This window comes from Stappia sp. TSB10GB4 (assembly GCF_900185745.1).
Lineage (GTDB): Bacteria > Pseudomonadota > Alphaproteobacteria > Rhizobiales > Stappiaceae > Stappia.
In genome coordinates this window covers 111,464-128,051 of the sequence record NZ_FYAV01000031.1, presented here as the reverse complement: position 1 = coordinate 128,051, position 16,588 = coordinate 111,464, and the positions used below count along the sequence as shown (strand labels likewise).

Here is a 16,588-nt window from a genome sequence, read left to right as displayed (position 1 = left end):
GAAACTTGTCCCTGGTGTTAGGCGGGGTGCGTCCGTTAGGCAGAACCGCGATGATAAGACCTGAAAGCGCATCGGCCAATGCGGCCGGCTCAAGTTTCCCCCTTGCTAGCGCTCCTGCGGGGCCGCTGACGGTGCTGGGCATCGAGACCAGTTGCGACGAGACCGCCGCCGCCGTGGTGCGCCTTGCGCCGGACGGCGGCCGCGAGATCCTGTCCGACGTGATCCGCTCGCAGACCGGCGAGCACGAGGCCTTCGGCGGCGTTGTACCCGAGATTGCCGCGCGCGCCCATATCCGCATCCTCGATGGGCTGGTGAGGGCGGCGCTGAAGGACGCCGGCGTCGGCTTCGACGATCTCGACGCGGTGGCGGCGACCGCCGGTCCCGGTCTGATCGGCGGCGTCATCGTCGGCCTGACGACGGCCAAGGCCATCGCCCTGGCCGCCGGCAAGCCGCTCATCGCCATCAATCACCTGGAAGGCCATGCGCTAACGGCACGGCTGACCGACGGCCTGCCGTTTCCCTACCTCTTGCTGCTGGTCTCCGGCGGCCACACCCAGTTCCTGCTGGTGGAGGGTGTTGGCCGCTACCGGCGGCTCGGCTCGACCATCGACGACGCGCTGGGCGAGGCCTTCGACAAGACGGCGAAGCTCCTGCAGCTCGGCTTTCCCGGCGGGCCGGCGGTGGAGCGGGCCGCAAGGAGTGGCGATCCGTCGCGCTTCCCCTTGCCCCGGCCGATGCTCGACCGGCCGGGCATCGATTTCTCCTTCGCGGGGCTGAAGACAGCTCTTCGAACCACCGCCGAGGCGAATGCGCCGTTGTCGCCGACCGATGTCGCGGACCTGTGCGCCTCGTTCCAGCAGGCGGTGACCGATGTGGTCGGCGAAAAGAGCCGGCGGGCGCTCGCCCTTTTCGCCGAGAGTCATCCGAATGCGGAGCCGGTGCTGGTGATCGCCGGTGGTGTTGCCGCCAATGCGGCGATCCGGACACGGTTGGAAGGTGAGGCGGCCAAGGCCGGCGCGCGTCTCGTCGCCCCGCCAGGCCGCCTGTGCACCGACAATGCCGCAATGATCGCCTGGGCCGGCATCGAAAGGCTTGCGCAGGCGCATGCCGCCGGCGAGGTTCTGGATGAACGTGATGCACCCGCACGGCCGCGCTGGCCGCTGGACGTGGAGGCCGCCGCCGTGATCGGATCGGGACGCAAGGGAGCCAAGGCGTGACCGCTGACCCCCGCTTTTTCGAGGGCGTCCTGTGCGACGCCGTGCCGGAGCGCTTCGATCGGCTGAAACACAAGGCATATATCTACCTGACGGCCGGGCGCGAGGTGCTGGTCTTCCGCCAGCCCGACCAGCCGGAGGTCGGGCTGCAGGTGCCCGGCGGCACGGTCGATCCGGGCGAAAGCCATCTGGCCGCCGCCTGCCGCGAGTTTCGCGAGGAAACCGGGCTTGAGGTCGCCCGCGCCCTTGATGCGCTGTGCGAGCAGACCGTGCTGTTCGACAATGCCCAGGGCCGGGATATCCATGCGCGCCGGCTCTACCATGGCCGGCTGCGGGGCAACGAGACGCGCCAGGCTCGCTGGGAGCACTATGAGATGACGCCGTCGGCCGGCGGCGATCCGATCCGCTTCGAACTGTTCTGGATGGATGTCGGCGAGGCGCTGCGGCTGACCCCCGACCGCTTCTTTACCGGCTTTCATGCCCCGCTCGCCGAACTGGCGCGCCGGCTGGGGATCGACCGGTGAGCGCGACGGCGGACAGGGCGCCGGAGATCCGCCGCATCGCGGTGCTCGGCGGCGGAGCCTGGGGCAGTGCGCTGGCGCTCACCGCCGCGCGGGCCGGACGCGAGGCTATTGTCTGGGCGCGGGATGCCGACATCGTGGCGGCAATCGCCGAAGGTCGGGGAAACCCGACCTATCTGCCGGGCATCGCTTTTGACGCGAAGGTGGCGGCGACCACCGACCTTGCTTTCGCGCTCGCGGACGTCGATGCGGCGCTGCTGGTAACCCCGGCCCAGACCACGCGCGCCATGGGGGCGGCGATCGCCCCGCTCGCCCAACCTGGCCTGCCGGTGGTGCTGTGCGCCAAGGGCATCGAGCGCGACACCGGGCTGCTGCCGACGCAGGTGCTGGCCGAGGCCGCCCCCCGCTGCCGGGCGGCAATCCTGTCGGGTCCGAGCTTTGCCGCCGACGTCGCCCGCGGCCTGCCGACGGCGGTGACGCTGGCCGCCGAAGACGGCGAGTTGGCCGATGCGCTGGCACTGGCGCTCGCCAGCCGCCAGTTCCGTCCCTATGCCTCGACTGATCCGCTCGGCGCGCAGATCGGCGGCGCCTTGAAGAACGTGCTGGCGATTGCCTGTGGCGCGGTGGCGGGCAAGGGCTGGGGCGCCAGCGCGCTGGCGGCACTGACCGCCCGCGGCTTTGCCGAACTCAGCCGGCTCGGCCTGACGCTGGGCGCAAGGCCCGAGACGCTGACCGGCCTGTCCGGCCTCGGCGATCTGGTGCTGACCTGCTCGTCGGTCCAATCGCGCAACTTCGCCTTCGGCATGGCGCTCGGCGAGGGCCGCACGGTGGCCGAGCTCGCGGCGACCGGCAAGCTGGCGGAGGGCGTGCATTCCGCCGCCGTTGCCGTCGAGCTTGCCGCCCGCCATAGGGTCGAGATGCCGATCGCGGCGGCGGTCGCGCAGGTGCTGGCTGGCCGCATCGGCGTCGATGACGCGCTCGAACAGTTGATGGCCCGGCCGCTGCGCCGGGAAAGCTGAGGCGGTAGCGCCGCCCAAGCTTGCGGAGCTGTGCGAACCGGGTATCTATGCCGCATGATCCTCCGGCGCCCGCGCGGCGCCGGCTCACCGCGAACCGAACCGGGAGGCCCCGCCGATGCTCTATGCCCTCATCTGCACCGACAAGCCGGGCGCGCTGCAGACGCGCCTCGACAACCGCGCCGACCACCTCGCCTTCCTCAAGGCGATGGGCGACAAGCTGAAGGCGGCTGGCCCGTTCCTCAACGACGACGGCGGCATGACCGGCTCGCTGGTGGTGATCGAGGCCGCGAACCGGGACGAGGCGCTGGCCGTCGCCTCCGAGGACCCGTATGCCCGCGCCGGCCTCTTCGAGAGCGTCGAGATCCGGCCCTGGAACTGGGTCATCAAGAACCCGGAGGCGTGAAGCATGCGCTACTGGCTGTTCAAGTCCGAGCCGGACGCGTGGTCCTGGGAGATGCAGAAGGCGAAGGGCGACGCCGGTCAGCAGTGGGACGGCGTGCGCAATTACCAGGCCCGCAACAATATGCGTGAGATGAAGCTCGGCGATCGCGGCTTCTTCTACCATTCCAACATCGGCAAGGAGGTCGTCGGCATTGTCGAGGTCTGCGCGCTTGCCCATCCCGACAGCACCACCGACGATCCGCGCTGGGAATGCGTCGATATCCGCGCGGTCCGCGACATGCCGAAGCCGGTGACGCTGGGCGACGTCAAGGCCGAGCCGCGGCTGGCCGGCATGGCGCTGGTCACGTCCATGCGCCTGTCGGTGCAGCCGGTGACGGAAGAGGAGTGGAAGATCGTCTGCGAGATGGGCGGCCTGACGGACGCATGAGCGCGACCGTCGATCCGCGCGCCTTCGTGCTGGCGAACACGCGGATCCATCCGGTCCCGCACGCGCCGGAGATCCGCCTGCACCTGGCCGACGAGGCGGTGGCGCTGTGGCAGAAGACCGAGGACGATCTCGGCGCCATCGGCCTGCCGCCGCCGTTCTGGGCCTTTGCCTGGGCCGGCGGCCAGGCGCTTGCGCGCCACATCCTCGACGAACCGTCGCTGGTCGCCGGCCGCAGCGTCTACGATTTCGCCTCCGGCTCGGGACTGGCGGCGATCGCGGCGATGCGCTCGGGCGCGGCGCGGGCGACGGCCTGCGACATCGATCGTTTCGCGCTCGCCGCCGCGCAGTTGAACATGGAGTTGAACGGGGTCTGCTTCGCCCTTGAAGGCGAGGATCCGCTCGACCTTGCCCCGCCCGACGCCGAGGTGATCCTGACCGGCGACGTCTTCTACGAAAAGCCGATGGCAAGCCGGGTGCTGGCCTGGGCCGACCGGGCGCTTGCCCGTGGCTCCCGCGTCCTCGTCGGCGATCCGGGCCGCGCCTATCTGCCGAAGGACCGGATGCAGCATCTTGCCACCTTCGATGTGCCGGTGAACCGCTCGCTGGAGGACTACGAGGTCAAGCGCACCAGCGTCTACGAGCTGCTGCCGTCGGAAACCTGACGCAGCGGCGAGGCGGGATGGGGGAAAGTCGACCGGCATATTGGCCCCGGGACTTGCGCAAGTCCCCGTTTTCGGCGTCAGATACGCGCCTCTTCGCGGCCGCGCCGCAGTCTCATACGCCTCCCGACAAGACCAGAGGACCATCATGCCGATCATCAACCGCTTCGCCGATCTCGCCGAGGAGATCACCGAGTGGCGCCGTGACATCCATGCCCATCCCGAGCTGCTCTACGACACGCATCGCACCTCCGAGCTGGTCGCCGACAAGCTGAAGGCCTTCGGGGTCGATGAGGTGGTGACCGGCATCGGCCGCACTGGCGTGGTCGGCGTCATCAAGGGCAGGTCGAACGGCTCCAGCAAGGTGATCGGCCTGCGTGCCGACATGGACGCGCTGCCGCTCGACGAGATCACCGGCAAGCCCTACGCCTCCACCGTTCCGGGCAAGATGCATGCCTGCGGCCATGACGGCCACACCGCTATGCTGCTCGGCGCGGCCAAGTATCTCTCCGAGACCCGCAATTTCGACGGCACCGTGATCGTCATCTTCCAGCCGGCCGAAGAGGGAGGCGGCGGTGCCAAGGCGATGGTCGACGACGGGCTGATGGACCGGTTCGGCATCCAGGAAGTCTACGGCATGCACAACATGCCGGGCGAGCCGCTCGGCAGTTTCCACATTCGCCCGGGCGCGATGATGGCCGCCGCCGACCGCATCCAGATCGATATCGAGGGCGTCGGCGGCCACGCCGCCAAGCCGCACGAGGTGGTCGACACGCTGCTGGTCGGCGCTCACATCATCCAGGCGGTGCAGTCGATCGCCAGCCGCAATGTCGATCCGCTGAAGTCGGTCGTCGTGTCGATCACCGCCTTCAACGGCGGCTTCACCGACAACGTCATCCCGCAGACGGCACGCCTGCGCGGCACCGTGCGCACGCTCGATCCGGAAATCCGCGACCTTGCCGAGAGGCGGCTGAAGGAGATCGTGCCGACCATCGCCGCCGCCTTCGGCGCCAAGGCCGAGGTCAACTACAAGCGCGACTACCCGATCACCATCAACCACGCGAAGCAGACCGAATTTGCCGCCGGCATTGCCCGCAAGATCTCCGGCGACGACAATGTGGTGACGGACGTTGCCCCGACCATGGGCGGCGAGGACTTCTCCTTCATGCTGCTGGAGCGTCCGGGCGCCTTCATCTTCGTCGGTAACGGCGACAGCGCCAACCTCCACCACCCGGCCTATGACTTCAACGACGAACTGATCCCGGTGGGCTGCTCCTACTGGGTCAAGCTGGTCGAGACGGCGATGCCGTCGACCTGACGCAGGAGCGGATGCGGGAAGATGCCTTCCCGCATCCGCTTCCGGACCGCCCTTCGCCGCGCAGGAGCGCGCCGCACCGCAGATCGTCTCGACCGGGTTCATCTTCCGCCGGGCGAAGCGCGGCTGTTGCACGGCGCGCCGAAAGGTTGCTGGCAGGGGCCGCGCTGTGCCGCCGGCCTGCCCGACTTGCCCGCCCAATCATGTTCTCACGGAGCCATGTCATGACCGATCCGGCCGCAACGCGTCTTTCCGTCACCGCCGCCGACATTGAGGCCGCTGCCCTGCGGATCGCCGGCCGGGTGCGCCGCACGCCGGTGGTCGAGAGCGGCGCCGGCAGCTTCGGCGTTGATGCCTCGCTGTCGATGAAGCTGGAGCTTGTCCAGCACACCGGCTCCTTCAAGGCGCGCGGCGCCTTCAACACGCTGCTGTCGTCCAAGGTTCCGCAGGCGGGCGCTGCCGCGGCGTCCGGCGGCAATCACGGCGCGGCCGTCGCCTATGCGGCCGGCGTCCTCGGCCACCCCGCCGACATCTTCGTCCCCGAGACCTCCGCGCCCGCCAAGATCGCCCGCATTCGCGCGTCCGGCGCAAGGCTGCATGTGGGCGGCATGCGCTATGCCGATGCGGCCGAAGCCTGCGCCCGCCACCGGGAAGAGACCGGCGCGATGGACATTCACGCCTATGATGCGCCCGGCACGATTGCCGGCCAGGGTACGGTGGCGCTGGAGTGGCTTGAGCAGGTGCCCGATCTCGACACGGTGCTGATCGCGGTCGGCGGCGGCGGGCTGATTTCCGGCTGCGCGCTGTGGCTGGCCGGCAAGGTGCGGGTCGTTGCGGTCGAGCCGGAAGGTTCGCGCGCGCTCAACGCTGCGCTGGAGGCGGGCCGGCCGGTCGATGTGCCGGTCGACAGCCTCGCCGCCGACAGTCTCGGTGCCCGGCGCTGCGGCGATCTGGTGCACAAGATCTGCTCGGGTCATGTGGATGAGAGCCTGCTGGTGACCGACGAGGCGATCCGCGAGGCGCAGACGCGGCTATGGGCCGAGTTGCAGGTGGCGGCCGAGCCTGGCGGGGCGACCGCGCTTGCGGCGCTGATCTCGGGCGCCTACCGGCCGGCGCCGGGAGAACGGGTCGGCGTGCTCGTCTGCGGCGGCAATGTCGAACTGGGCAGCATCGCTGCCTGGTGAGGCGCGTGCTTGCCAAGCGGCGCGCGACGTTCTAGCAAAAACCTGAAAGATCATCTCTTCCGCCCTTCCCGGAAAATCTACGAGGATACGCTTTCCATGACGACCTACAAACTGCTGCTCCTGCCCGGCGACGGCATCGGCCCCGAGACCATGGGCGAGGTGAAGAAGGTGCTCGGCTGGTTCAACGCGCGCGGCACCGCCAGCTTCGAGACCGAGGAAGACCTCGTCGGCGGCTGCGCCTATGACGCGCATGGCAAGGCGATTTCGGAAGAGGCGATGGGCCGTGCCATGGCGTCGGACGCGGTGCTGTTCGGCGCGGTCGGCGGCCCGAAGTGGGACGGCGTTCCCTATGACGTGCGCCCGGAAGCCGGCCTGCTGCGGCTGCGCAAGGACATGGAGCTCTTCGCCAACCTGCGCCCGGCGATCTGCTATCCGGCGCTGGCCGATGCCTCGTCGCTGAAGCGCGAGGTGATCGAGGGCCTCGACATCCTGATCCTGCGCGAGCTGACCGGCGGCGTCTATTTCGGCGAGCCGAAGGAGATCACCGATCTCGGCAACGGCCAGAAGCGCGCCGTCGACACCCAGGTCTACGAGACCTACGAGATCGACCGCATCGCCCGCGCCGCTTTCGAGCTGGCCCGCACCCGCCGCGGCAAGGTCACCTCGATGGAAAAGCGCAACGTCATGAAGTCGGGCGTGTTGTGGAACGAGGTGGTGACCCAGGCCCACGCGGACGGCTACCAGGACGTTGAACTGGAGCACATGCTGGCCGATGCCGGCGGCATGCAACTGGTCCGCTGGCCGAAGCAGTTCGACGTCATCGTCACCGACAACCTGTTCGGCGACATGTTGTCCGACGTCGCGGCCATGCTGACCGGCTCGCTCGGCATGCTGCCCTCGGCCTCGCTCGGTGCGCCGGATCCGGAAACCGGCAAGCGCAAGGCGCTCTACGAGCCGGTGCACGGCTCGGCGCCGGACATTGCCGGCAAGGGCGCGGCCAATCCGATCGCGATGATCGCCAGCTTTGCCATGTGCCTGCGCTATTCCTTCGGCCTCGTCGAGGAAGCGGACCTGCTGGAGAAGGCCATCTCGGCGACGCTCGACAAGGGCCTGCGTACCCGCGACATCGCCGGCAAGGGCGACAGCGCCATCGGCACCGCGGCCATGGGCGATGCCATCGTCGCCGAACTGGAGGCACTGAGCGCCTGACCAAGGCGGAATTCTGCAATACGACTGCGAAGGGCCGGCTCCTGCGGGAGGCCGGCCCTTTGTCGTTTCAGCCTGCCGCGTGCGACCCGGTCAGGCCGTGTCGCTATCGTCAAGCGGGCGCGCCTCGTCCGGCAGCATGATCGGGATGCCGTCGCGGATCGGATAGGCGAGCTTTGCGACACGCGAGATCAGCTCCTGTTTCTGCGCGTCGTATTCCAGCGTTGTCTTGGTCAGCGGACAGACCAGCAGCTCCAGGAGCTTGCGGTCGAGTGTGTGGACAGGTTCGCTCGCCATCTCGTCTTCTCTCCGGTGCGGACCTTGCAGCCCGGCTGCTGCGCCGATTGCTGCCACGACACCCGCGGCAATGCAACAGGCTGGGGGAACCATCAGGCCAGGCGTAGCGAGCCAGGGGCGGCCCGCGCTATTGCAGCGTCACCCCGCCGTCGTCGCGGCTGCGGCGCGCCAGGTCGACCTCGGTCAGTGCCACCAGGGTCTCGGCACGGGTACGCAGGTCCGGCGCCTCCAGCAGCGCCTGCTTCTCCGCCGGGCCATAGGGGCTCATCATCGCGAGCGCGTTGACCAGCACCTCGGTGGAGGCGCGGTCGATGCTGTCCCAATCCGCTTCCAGATCGTTCGCGTCGAGATAGGCGCGCAGCGTCTTCACCAGCCCGTCGCGGTCGACCTTGTCCTCGCCGAGGCCGGTGGCGAAATCCTCGGCGAAGCCTGCGGAGGCGATGCGCCCGATCCGATATGGAGTGAGCGTTGCGAGCTCATCCTCGAGGCGGAAGCGGGCGATCCCGGTGAGTGTCACCAGGTAGCGGCCATCGCCGGTTTCCTGAAAGGCGATGACGCGCCCCAGGCAGCCGATGCCGACCAGCGGCGGCACGGCCTCCTCGGCCCGCCCGGAGGCGAAGTCCGGCTGGATCATGCCGATCACCCGCTCGCCGCTCAGTGCCGCGTCGATCATCGCCACATAGCGCGGTTCGAAGATGTTGAGCGGCATCTGCGCCTTGGGGAGCAGGACCGCGCCGGCAAGCGGGAACAGCGGCACCGTCGCCGGCAGGTCGGAGAAATTGGAATAGATCGCGTTTCCGGCGCGCATGTCGGATCACCCGTTGGAAAGCGTTGCGGCGGGCCGCGGCCCGCCTTCTCTCTTCCTATATGGGCGCGCAGGCGCCTCGCGGCCAGTCACGGGGGTCGCGAGGCGGAAACGGGCGCCACGTTCCGGACGGTCGTATCGGCCGGAAGTCCGGGGCGCGGGGATCAGCGAAACAGCACGGCGGACAGGCGGCGCCGTCCATAGGCGGTGGCCGGATCTTTGGGGCCCCAGGCCTCGAAGAACTGCAGCAATTGCTTGCGCGCCCCGTCCTCGTTCCATTCCCGGTCACGGCGCACGATCTCGATCAACTGGTCCACCGCCTCCTGGCGCCGCGCGGCGCTGGAGCCGAGCGCCACGGCCAGATCGAAGCGGGCCTGGTGGTCGGACGGGTCTTCGGCGATGCGTGCCTCGACACCGGCGAGATCGCCGAGGCTGCTGGCCTGTTCGGCCAGCTCCAGCGCCGCACGGGCGGCCGAAATCGCCGGATCGGACGCGGCCGCCTCCGGCGCCATCGCCAGCACCTCGCGCGCCTTGTCGAGCGCCTCGGCGGCAACATAGCATTGGGCCAGGCCGCCGATCGCCACAGTGTTTTCCGGCTCCATCGACAGGGCGGCGGCGTAGAGCTGTGCGGCCTGACCCAGATCGCCGGCCGCGCGCGCCGCCTCGGCCTGGGTCAGCACCTGCTCCAGTTCGCTCGGCCCGATCGGGCCGGCGACCCGCTCGATGAACGCCTTCACCTGGCTTTCCTGCTGCGCGCCCATGAAGCCGTCGACCGGCTGGCCGTTCTTGAAGGCGATCACCGCCGGGATCGACTGAATGCCGAGCTGGCCAGCCACTTCCGGATGGTCGTCGATGTTCATCTTGGCAAGGATGACGGCGCCGCGCGCATCGCGCACCGCCTTTTCCAGCACCGGCGTCAACTGCTTGCAGGGACCGCACCACGGTGCCCAGAAATCGACGAGCACCGGCTGCTTGCGCGAGGCGTCGATGACGTCGGCCATGAAGGTCTGGGTGGTGACGTCGCGAATGACGTCGGCCGCCGGGGCGGGTGCCACGGGGCCGGCGCCGCCCGTCGGGGCGGGACGGGATCCGTAGCCGCCCCCGCCGAAGGAGCCGCCGAAGCTGCCTCCGACCGAAAAACCGTCGTTGCTCATACCCTGTCGTCCCCGGTTGCGCGGACGGCCTGCATGAGCCTGTCCGCGGCGTGATTCGTCTGGATCCCTTCGGCCCGCCGCGATGGGATCGGGGCGATCGGGAGGGCTCCCGCCTGTTGCGCCTAACATGGGCGCATCGGCGGCAAAATTCAAACCGCGCCTTGCTTGTCCGAGACGGCGATGATCAGCGGCTCATGACCGCAGGCGCGCGCAAACGCCAACAGCCCCTGGCGCGAGATCGTCGTGGTCGCGGTGTTCTCCAGCGGGTGGAAGTTGAGCGGCTCGACCTCCATCATTGTCGCATCGAAGATCGGCGTGACGCGCTGCGCGTCGCGGTCGTTGATCAGGGCGAGCGGCGTCACCGATCCGGGTGGTACGCCAAGCACCTCCATCAAGAGGTCGGGCTTGCCGAAGGAGACCCGTCCTTGCGCGCCGATGCGCTGGTGGATCGACTTCAGGTCGATCTCCGTGTCATGCAGCGCCACAACGAGGAAGATGCGGCCCTTCTTGTCCTTCAGGAACAGGTTCTTGGTATGGCCGCCGGGAATTTCGTCGTGGATTTCGGTGGATTCGGCGACCGTGAAGACGGCCGGATGATCGCGCGTCGTGACGTCGATGGCGAGGCCGTCGAGAAAGCGAGAAGGTCCTGGCGGCTGGCCGGCATGGGCTCCTGTCCTGATCCTGGGAACCGGATTTCCGGCGGGAAGGCTCGATTTCGCCTCGCGAACCGAGGCTCCAACGATCTAGCCGAGGCGGCGGGTTCCGCACAAGCCGGGGCTCGCGCAAAGCTTGCAAGGGCCCGGAAATCCACTGATCATCCACAGCCCGCGACGCGCGAAAAACACTGTTGCAATCCGTAGCGCCTTGGTTCATATACAGCCCACCTCAGGCGCCGGTCGCGGCCGGCAGCCACAAACTGATGCGGGCGTAGCTCAGGGGTAGAGCACAACCTTGCCAAGGTTGGGGTCGTGGGTTCGAATCCCATCGCCCGCTCCAGTTTTCCAAAAGAAAGTAAGAGCTTAAAAGGCGCCTTGAGAGGCGCCTTTTGCTTGCACGCTCCTCAGCGCTCGGCATGTAAGCAGATGAAATCGCATTGCTGAATGCGGTAGCGCGCCATTGGAATTGGTATGGCGCAGCGCAGTCTCCTGCCTCCCGGAGCTTCCAGCGGCATCTGAAGCGCTGGATTGTCCCGACTCTAATTATACCTCCTGTAGTTGACCCCCTCATGCTTCTGGCGCGGGTAGCGGCTGGCCACCCGCCAAAACCCTCGATATGGACCGGCGCTTCTTCGGAGTGGCGCACGCTCTTCCCTCGTCACCTAAAATGGAGACGGGCACTAGCGGTTCATTCCTCTTCCGCAGGTCATTTGTTACTTATGCCTCTTATAACAAAACGCGATGTAAGGCGTCCAACATCGCATAAACGTCCATGTCCTCATGCGCTACGGTTATGAGACGGGAGGAAGGACGGATGGATGGAAATCCATACGCTGAAGCGAAGTCACGTGCGCCATCGGTGGCCAGGGGTCAACTCGCGTTTCGACTCTCGCGATCGGTGCCGGCGTTGCGGATCAGGGCGGTGACGGTCGCCGCGCCAAGTTCCTTCACAACAAATATGCCTTTCGACAGCGCGTTCCATCCGGAGGAGGGCGGGCTGACGGCGGGCGTGCGTAACGTCGTTACGGTGCCAATGAGGGATTGTCCGGCCGGATTTTCGGCGTTGCGCAAGCCCGCATCCACCAAGTCGCATATCCAGGGAGGATTTCATTTTGGCTCAGATCAGCGGCTATCACCACCTGACGCTTTCCACGGACGGGGTACAAGAGGATTTCGATTTCTATACGAAGACGTTGGGTCTCTATTCCGTTAAACGCACGGTGCTCTTCGACGGCGTGATCCCGGTCTATCACCTCTATTACGGCTCGCCCGATGGCGACGCTTCGACCATCATCACGACATTTCCCTTCCGAAAGCCGGGCGTATACGGGCGTCGGGGGACCAACCAGTCCCGTGCCATCCTGCAGGCCATCCCCAAGGGAGCGGCCGACTTCTGGGTCGACCGGCTGAACGGCCGGGGCGTCAAGGCGGACAAGATCACCCGTTTCGGGGCGGACCGCGTCATCTTCGCCCACCCGTGCGGCATCCCACACGAACTGGTCGAGAGCGACGGCGACAACCGAACTCCCATTGCCAACGAGGCAGGGGGCATCAGCGCGGACCACGGTATCAAGGGCATCTACGGCGCGGTCGTCGCTTGTTTCGACCGAACGTGCATGGATGACTTCATGACCGTCGCACTGCCGCTCGAGAAGGAAGCGGATTCGGACGAAGGCACGGTCTATCGTGTGCCCGACGCAAGCGGTGTCATCCAGCGTGTGGAGGTCATCACTGACCGTGAGAGCCCTCAAGGTACATGGACCCTTTCCGGCGGTACGATTCACCATCTGGCACTCAACACCGGCGACGAGGAAAACCAACTCAAGCTGCGCGCCCATATCGAGGGGCTCGGCTTTACCGATATCTCCGAGCAAAAGGACCGAAATTACTTCAAGTCCTGCTACGTCCGTTCGCCAGGCGGCGCACTCTTCGAGCTTGCCTGGACGACTCCGGAGGGCTGGGCGCGTGACGAACCTCCCGGGCAGATCGGCAAGACGCTGGTCTTCCCGCCCTGGTTCAAGGACCGAGAGGACGAATTGCGTCAGGGCCTGGAAGCGGCCGAGTTCACCTGATGAGGGCAGAGGCTCTCCACCTGCGGGCCCGCGGCCGAGCCAAGGGGCTTTGCGTTCTGGTTCACGGCCGCGGCCAGTCGCCCGAGGAAATGCAGTCGCATATCGTGGAAAGGCTCGACCTGCCGGACGTTACCTTCGTGCTGCCACGCGCGAGAGCGGGGTCTGGACGCGGCGCCGGGCGGCGCAGCCGACAGGCATGACGGCCAATGGGGCGGCCAGGGTGGCGGCCGGGGCGGCGATGGCGCACAACGCGCCGGTGCCGGCGGGCGAGGCGGCACGGCCGAAGGCAATCCTCTATGTCGGCGGCATGCATGGCCACCGCGACCGGCTGCGCGGCATCGCCGAGGCGTTCAACACCACCTTCGTCCACCATGACGGCGGCGTCGAGGACGCGCCGCAGCGGCTCGACCACCTGCTGCCGTCGGTCGATTGCGTCTTCTGCCCGGTGAATTGCGTCAGCCACGACGCCTGCCTGCGGGCCAAGAAGATCTGCCAGAAGCTCAACAAGCCGTTCGTGCCGCTGCGCAGCACCGGCCAGACCGCGTTCCGCAAGGCCCTGCAGGACCTTGTCGGCGAGCGGTCGGCGGTCCACCTTGCCCCGCAGGGGCCAGGATCAGAAGAGGGAGACACTGTCTGATGTATATTGCGATGAACCGCTTCCGCGTGAAGTCCGGCAACGAGGACGCCTTCGAGGAAGTGTGGCGCAACCGCGAGCGGCGCCTTGCGGAGATGGACGGCTTCGTCGAGTTCCACCTGCTGAAGGGTCCGGACCGCGAGGACCACACGCTCTATGCCTCGCACACGATCTGGCGGGACAAGGACGCCTTCCTCGCCTGGACCAAGAGCCAGGCGTTCCGCGACGCGCACAAGGGCGCGGGCGACAACAAGCCGCTCTATCTCGGGCCACCGGAGTTCGAGGGCTTCGAGGCGGTGCTGACCGAAACCGCCTGAGGCCTCGGCTGCGAAGGATTAGAAGGGCGGGGTTCGCGAGGACCCCGCCCTTGTCGCATGCGCTTTTGGGCCGCCTTTTCGCCCGCAGGTGGTGGACACGGCGAAAACATGCTTTACCTCCCCGACAGGGATCGGCCCCATCGGTACGGAGATGTCATGAAGATCGACGGCGTTGCCCACCGCTCCATCTGGCCGGCAGAGCATGGCCGGTCGGTGCACATCATCGACCAGACGCGGCTGCCGCATGGTTTCGTCACCACGGAACTGGCGACGCTGGACGCCGCTGCGACGGCGATCCGCGACATGTGGGTGCGCGGCGCGCCGCTGATCGGCGCCACCGCCGCCTATGGCCTCGCCATGGCGCTGGCGCGCGATCCTTCCGATGCGGGCCTTTCGCAGGCCGCCGCCCTGCTGGCCGCGACCCGGCCGACGGCGATCAACCTGCGCTGGGCGCTCGACGCGGTGACCGCACATGTCGCCCCGCTGGCCGAAGACCAGCGCGCGGCCGCGGCCTGGGCGAAGGCAGGCGAGATCTGCGAGGAGGATGTCGCGGTCAACCACGCGATCGGCCGGCACGGGCTGGCGCTGATCCGCGAGATCGCCGCGCGCAAGGGTGGGGGCGAACCGGTCAACATCCTGACCCATTGCAATGCCGGGTGGCTGGCCACCGTCGACTGGGGCACGGCGACCTCGCCGATCTACCAGGCGCACGATGCCGGCATCCCGGTGCATGTGTGGGTCGACGAGACGCGACCGCGCAACCAGGGCGCCGGGCTGACCGCCTGGGAGCTCGGCCGGCACGGGGTGCCGCACCGGCTGGTGGTCGACAATGCCGGCGGCCATCTGATGCAGCACGGGCTGGTCGACATGGTGATCGTCGGCACCGACCGGACCACGGCGACGGGCGATGTCTGCAACAAGATCGGCACCTATCTCAAGGCGCTGGCCGCCCATGACAACGGCGTGCCGTTCCATGTCGCCCTGCCCTCCTCGACCATCGACTGGAGCGTCCGCGACGGCTTGCGCGAGATCCCGATCGAGGAACGCTCGGGCCGCGAGGTGACGCATCTGAGCGGCCTGACGCAGGACGGGCGGGTCGAGACCATCGCCATCACCCCGCCGACGACGGAGGCGGCCAACCCGGCCTTCGACGTGACGCCGGCGCGGCTGGTCACCAGCCTGATCACCGAACGCGGCATCTGCGCGGCCAGCGCGCAAGGGCTCGCGAGCCTGTTCCCGGAGCGGCGCGCCGCCTGACGCCCCCCCTCTTGCGTTGCGGCGGCGGGGCGGCGACACTCGCGCCCGCCCACCCGCCCGCACGCCCTCTCCCAGGACCCGTATCCGCATGAGCCAGATCCCCGTCTTCGACGGCCATAACGACACGCTGCTCAAGCTGGAGCTCGGCGCCGGCACGGCCCGCGAGCGCTCCTTCTTCGAGCGCGCCGCGCGCGACCATATCGACCTGCCGCGCGCCCGAAAGGGCCGATTCGCCGGCGGGTTGTTCGCCATGTATGTGCCCTCGCAGCTCGGCGAGGCGCTGAAGCTGCGCTACGACCCGGACGATCCGGCGAATTTCGCCGAAGTCGCCCAGCCGGAGGCGCTGGCCTTCACGCTGCGGCTGCTGGCCCGCGCGCTGCGGCTGGAGCGCGAGAGCGCCGGCGAGGTGGCGATCTGCCGGGATGCGGCCGAGATCCGCGCGGCGATGGCGGCCAAAAAGCTCGCCATGGTGCTGCATGTGGAAGGCGCCGAGGCGATCGATGCCGAGCTGACCGCGCTGGAGGTGCTGCACGCCGCCGGCCTGCGCTCGCTCGGGCCGGTGTGGAGCCGGCCGAACATCTTCGGCGACGGGGTGCCGATGACCTGCCCCTCCTCCCCCGACACCGGACCGGGGCTGACGGCGGCGGGCAAGGAGCTGGTGCGCGCCTGCAACCGGCTGAAGATCATGGTCGACCTGTCGCACATCACCGAGAAAGGCTTCTGGGACGTCGCCGCGCTCACCGACCGGCCGCTGGTCGCCACCCATTCCAACGCCCATGCGGTCTGCCCCTCGGCGCGCAACCTGACCGACCGGCAGCTCGACGCCATCGCCGAGAGCGGCGGCGTCGTCGGGCTCAACTTCCACGTCGCCTTCCTGCGGCCGGACGGGGCCAATGTCTCCGACACGCCGCTTTCGGTGATGGTGCGGCACATGGACCACCTGATCTCGCGGCTCGGCGGGGACGGGGTGGCGCTCGGCTCGGATTTCGACGGCTGCATGGTGCCGCGCGCCATCGGCGACGTCGCCGGCCTACCGGCGCTGCTGCAGGCCTTCCGCGAGGCCGGCTACGGCGAGGAACTGATCGAGAAGATCGCCTGGAAGAACTGGCTGTCGGTGCTGGAGCGGACCTGGGCCTGAGGGACGGTCCTCACTCGGCGGCGAGCGGGCTTTCGGCGGCGATCCGCTCTTCCAGATATTGCGCGATGCTGGTGGCGACCGCATGCAAGCGGCGCAGCTCCGCCTCGCGGCGGGTGGCGGCCAGCACCTCGCAGGGGTGGCTGCTGCGGGCGCCGTTGCCGAAACGGCCGCTGCCACGGACGATGAAGCGATAGGCGGCGCCGTCCGGCGACCTCGGCGTGTAGAGGATATCCCCGACATGCTGCTCGGCAAAACGCAGGCTGTCGTTCAGGGTCGGCAGTGACTGAACAAATGCGGACATGACGTTCCCC

Annotated in this window: 20 protein-coding genes, 1 tRNA gene and 1 pseudogene; 16 read left to right on the top strand and 6 right to left on the bottom strand. The window is 68.1% G+C overall.

All coding sequences use genetic code 11. The annotated features are described in order from the left end of the window. Positions 1–50: 50 nt before the first annotated feature. The 9 genes from tsaD (at position 51) to leuB (ending at position 7,950) form a co-directional block, all read left to right on the top strand. A complete protein-coding gene (gene tsaD, locus TSB10GB4_RS05340; RefSeq protein WP_186394867.1) occupies positions 51–1,217 on the top strand; it encodes a tRNA (adenosine(37)-N6)-threonylcarbamoyltransferase complex transferase subunit TsaD in 1,167 nt (388 codons plus the stop codon). Beyond that, the gene (locus TSB10GB4_RS05335) at positions 1,214–1,738 is read left to right on the top strand and encodes an NUDIX domain-containing protein (protein WP_244296489.1); all 525 of its coding nucleotides are present in this window, start codon (positions 1,214–1,216) and stop codon (positions 1,736–1,738) included. Before tsaD ends, TSB10GB4_RS05335 begins: the two co-directional genes overlap by 4 nt. After that, on the top strand, positions 1,735–2,754 hold the full coding sequence (locus TSB10GB4_RS05330; protein ID WP_244296487.1) for an NAD(P)H-dependent glycerol-3-phosphate dehydrogenase: 1,020 nt from the start codon (positions 1,735–1,737) through the stop codon (positions 2,752–2,754). The genes TSB10GB4_RS05335 and TSB10GB4_RS05330 overlap by 4 nt, the downstream gene beginning before the upstream one ends. A 115-nt stretch (positions 2,755–2,869) precedes the next feature. Then, positions 2,870–3,157, top strand: coding sequence for a YciI-like protein (locus TSB10GB4_RS05325; RefSeq protein WP_186387652.1), 288 nt, complete (start codon positions 2,870–2,872; stop codon positions 3,155–3,157). Between the two features lie 3 nt (positions 3,158–3,160). After that, positions 3,161–3,583 (top strand): EVE domain-containing protein, encoded by a 423-nt coding sequence (locus TSB10GB4_RS05320; protein WP_186394866.1) that lies wholly within the window; start codon positions 3,161–3,163, stop codon positions 3,581–3,583. Continuing rightward, complete coding sequence (locus tag TSB10GB4_RS05315) at positions 3,580–4,245, top strand: methyltransferase (protein WP_186394865.1); 666 nt, start codon at positions 3,580–3,582, stop codon at positions 4,243–4,245. The genes TSB10GB4_RS05320 and TSB10GB4_RS05315 overlap by 4 nt, the downstream gene beginning before the upstream one ends. A 145-nt stretch (positions 4,246–4,390) precedes the next feature. Further along, positions 4,391–5,560, top strand: a complete 1,170-nt coding sequence (locus TSB10GB4_RS05310; protein ID WP_186394864.1) for a M20 aminoacylase family protein — start codon at positions 4,391–4,393, stop codon at positions 5,558–5,560. A 221-nt stretch (positions 5,561–5,781) separates the two neighbouring features. Then, complete coding sequence (locus TSB10GB4_RS05305; RefSeq protein WP_186394863.1) at positions 5,782–6,741, top strand: threonine/serine dehydratase; 960 nt, start codon at positions 5,782–5,784, stop codon at positions 6,739–6,741. 96 nt (positions 6,742–6,837) lie between these two features. Next, on the top strand, positions 6,838–7,950 hold the full coding sequence (gene leuB, locus TSB10GB4_RS05300; RefSeq protein ID WP_186394862.1) for a 3-isopropylmalate dehydrogenase: 1,113 nt from the start codon (positions 6,838–6,840) through the stop codon (positions 7,948–7,950). Positions 7,951–8,040: 90 nt separating this feature from the next. Here leuB and TSB10GB4_RS05295 read toward each other — a convergent pair whose 3' ends face one another. The 4 genes and pseudogenes from TSB10GB4_RS05295 to TSB10GB4_RS05280 all read right to left on the bottom strand — a co-directional run bounded on the left by TSB10GB4_RS05295 (position 8,041) and on the right by TSB10GB4_RS05280 (position 10,751). Then, positions 8,041–8,244 carry a Trm112 family protein gene (locus tag TSB10GB4_RS05295; RefSeq protein ID WP_186387646.1) on the bottom strand — a complete coding sequence of 68 codons (204 nt, stop codon included), beginning with the start codon at positions 8,242–8,244 and terminating at the stop codon, positions 8,041–8,043. A 151-nt stretch (positions 8,245–8,395) separates the two neighbouring features. After that, positions 8,396–9,052: pseudogene (locus TSB10GB4_RS05290) on the bottom strand (LON peptidase substrate-binding domain-containing protein); the annotation flags it as partial. A gap of 161 nt (positions 9,053–9,213) precedes the next feature. After that, positions 9,214–10,203, bottom strand: coding sequence for a thioredoxin (gene trxA / locus TSB10GB4_RS05285; RefSeq protein ID WP_186394860.1), 990 nt, complete (start codon positions 10,201–10,203; stop codon positions 9,214–9,216). 149 nt (positions 10,204–10,352) lie between these two features. Beyond that, positions 10,353–10,751 carry a prolyl-tRNA synthetase associated domain-containing protein gene (locus tag TSB10GB4_RS05280; protein WP_371328862.1) on the bottom strand — a complete coding sequence of 133 codons (399 nt, stop codon included), beginning with the start codon at positions 10,749–10,751 and terminating at the stop codon, positions 10,353–10,355. Here TSB10GB4_RS05280 and TSB10GB4_RS24015 point away from each other — a divergent pair. Together TSB10GB4_RS24015 and TSB10GB4_RS05275 are read left to right on the top strand one after the other, a co-directional pair. Beyond that, positions 10,677–11,063 (top strand): hypothetical protein, encoded by a 387-nt coding sequence (locus TSB10GB4_RS24015; protein ID WP_371328860.1) that lies wholly within the window; start codon positions 10,677–10,679, stop codon positions 11,061–11,063. The two genes, TSB10GB4_RS05280 and TSB10GB4_RS24015, sit on opposite strands and share 75 nt — an antisense overlap. 61 nt (positions 11,064–11,124) lie before the next feature. Continuing rightward, positions 11,125–11,199: transfer RNA gene (locus tag TSB10GB4_RS05275), tRNA-Gly, on the top strand. Positions 11,200–11,729: 530 nt separating this feature from the next. On the opposite strand, the gene TSB10GB4_RS05270 is transcribed toward TSB10GB4_RS05275, so the two are convergent. Next, on the bottom strand, positions 11,730–11,930 hold the full coding sequence (locus TSB10GB4_RS05270) for a hypothetical protein (protein WP_208984455.1): 201 nt from the start codon (positions 11,928–11,930) through the stop codon (positions 11,730–11,732). Between the two features lie 41 nt (positions 11,931–11,971). Here TSB10GB4_RS05270 and TSB10GB4_RS05265 point away from each other — a divergent pair, with 41 nt between their 5' ends. From TSB10GB4_RS05265 to TSB10GB4_RS05245, 5 genes are all read left to right on the top strand, one after another. Next, on the top strand, positions 11,972–12,931 hold the full coding sequence (locus TSB10GB4_RS05265) for a VOC family protein (protein WP_186394858.1): 960 nt from the start codon (positions 11,972–11,974) through the stop codon (positions 12,929–12,931). Positions 12,932–13,127: 196 nt separating this feature from the next. After that, a complete protein-coding gene (locus TSB10GB4_RS05260; RefSeq protein WP_186394857.1) occupies positions 13,128–13,568 on the top strand; it encodes a DUF2325 domain-containing protein in 441 nt (146 codons plus the stop codon). Further along, positions 13,568–13,882 (top strand): antibiotic biosynthesis monooxygenase, encoded by a 315-nt coding sequence (locus tag TSB10GB4_RS05255; RefSeq protein WP_186388918.1) that lies wholly within the window; start codon positions 13,568–13,570, stop codon positions 13,880–13,882. The genes TSB10GB4_RS05260 and TSB10GB4_RS05255 overlap by 1 nt, the downstream gene beginning before the upstream one ends. Before the next feature lie 156 nt (positions 13,883–14,038). After that, positions 14,039–15,139: an S-methyl-5-thioribose-1-phosphate isomerase gene (gene mtnA, locus TSB10GB4_RS05250; RefSeq protein WP_186394856.1), complete on the top strand. Its 1,101-nt coding sequence runs from the start codon at positions 14,039–14,041 to the stop codon at positions 15,137–15,139. A gap of 88 nt (positions 15,140–15,227) precedes the next feature. Continuing rightward, positions 15,228–16,277: a dipeptidase gene (locus tag TSB10GB4_RS05245; protein ID WP_186394855.1), complete on the top strand. Its 1,050-nt coding sequence runs from the start codon at positions 15,228–15,230 to the stop codon at positions 16,275–16,277. 10 nt (positions 16,278–16,287) lie between these two features. Here the strand turns inward: TSB10GB4_RS05245 and TSB10GB4_RS05240 are convergent, their stop codons facing one another. Then, complete coding sequence (locus TSB10GB4_RS05240; protein WP_186394854.1) at positions 16,288–16,578, bottom strand: hypothetical protein; 291 nt, start codon at positions 16,576–16,578, stop codon at positions 16,288–16,290. Between the last annotated feature and the right edge of the window lie 10 nt (positions 16,579–16,588).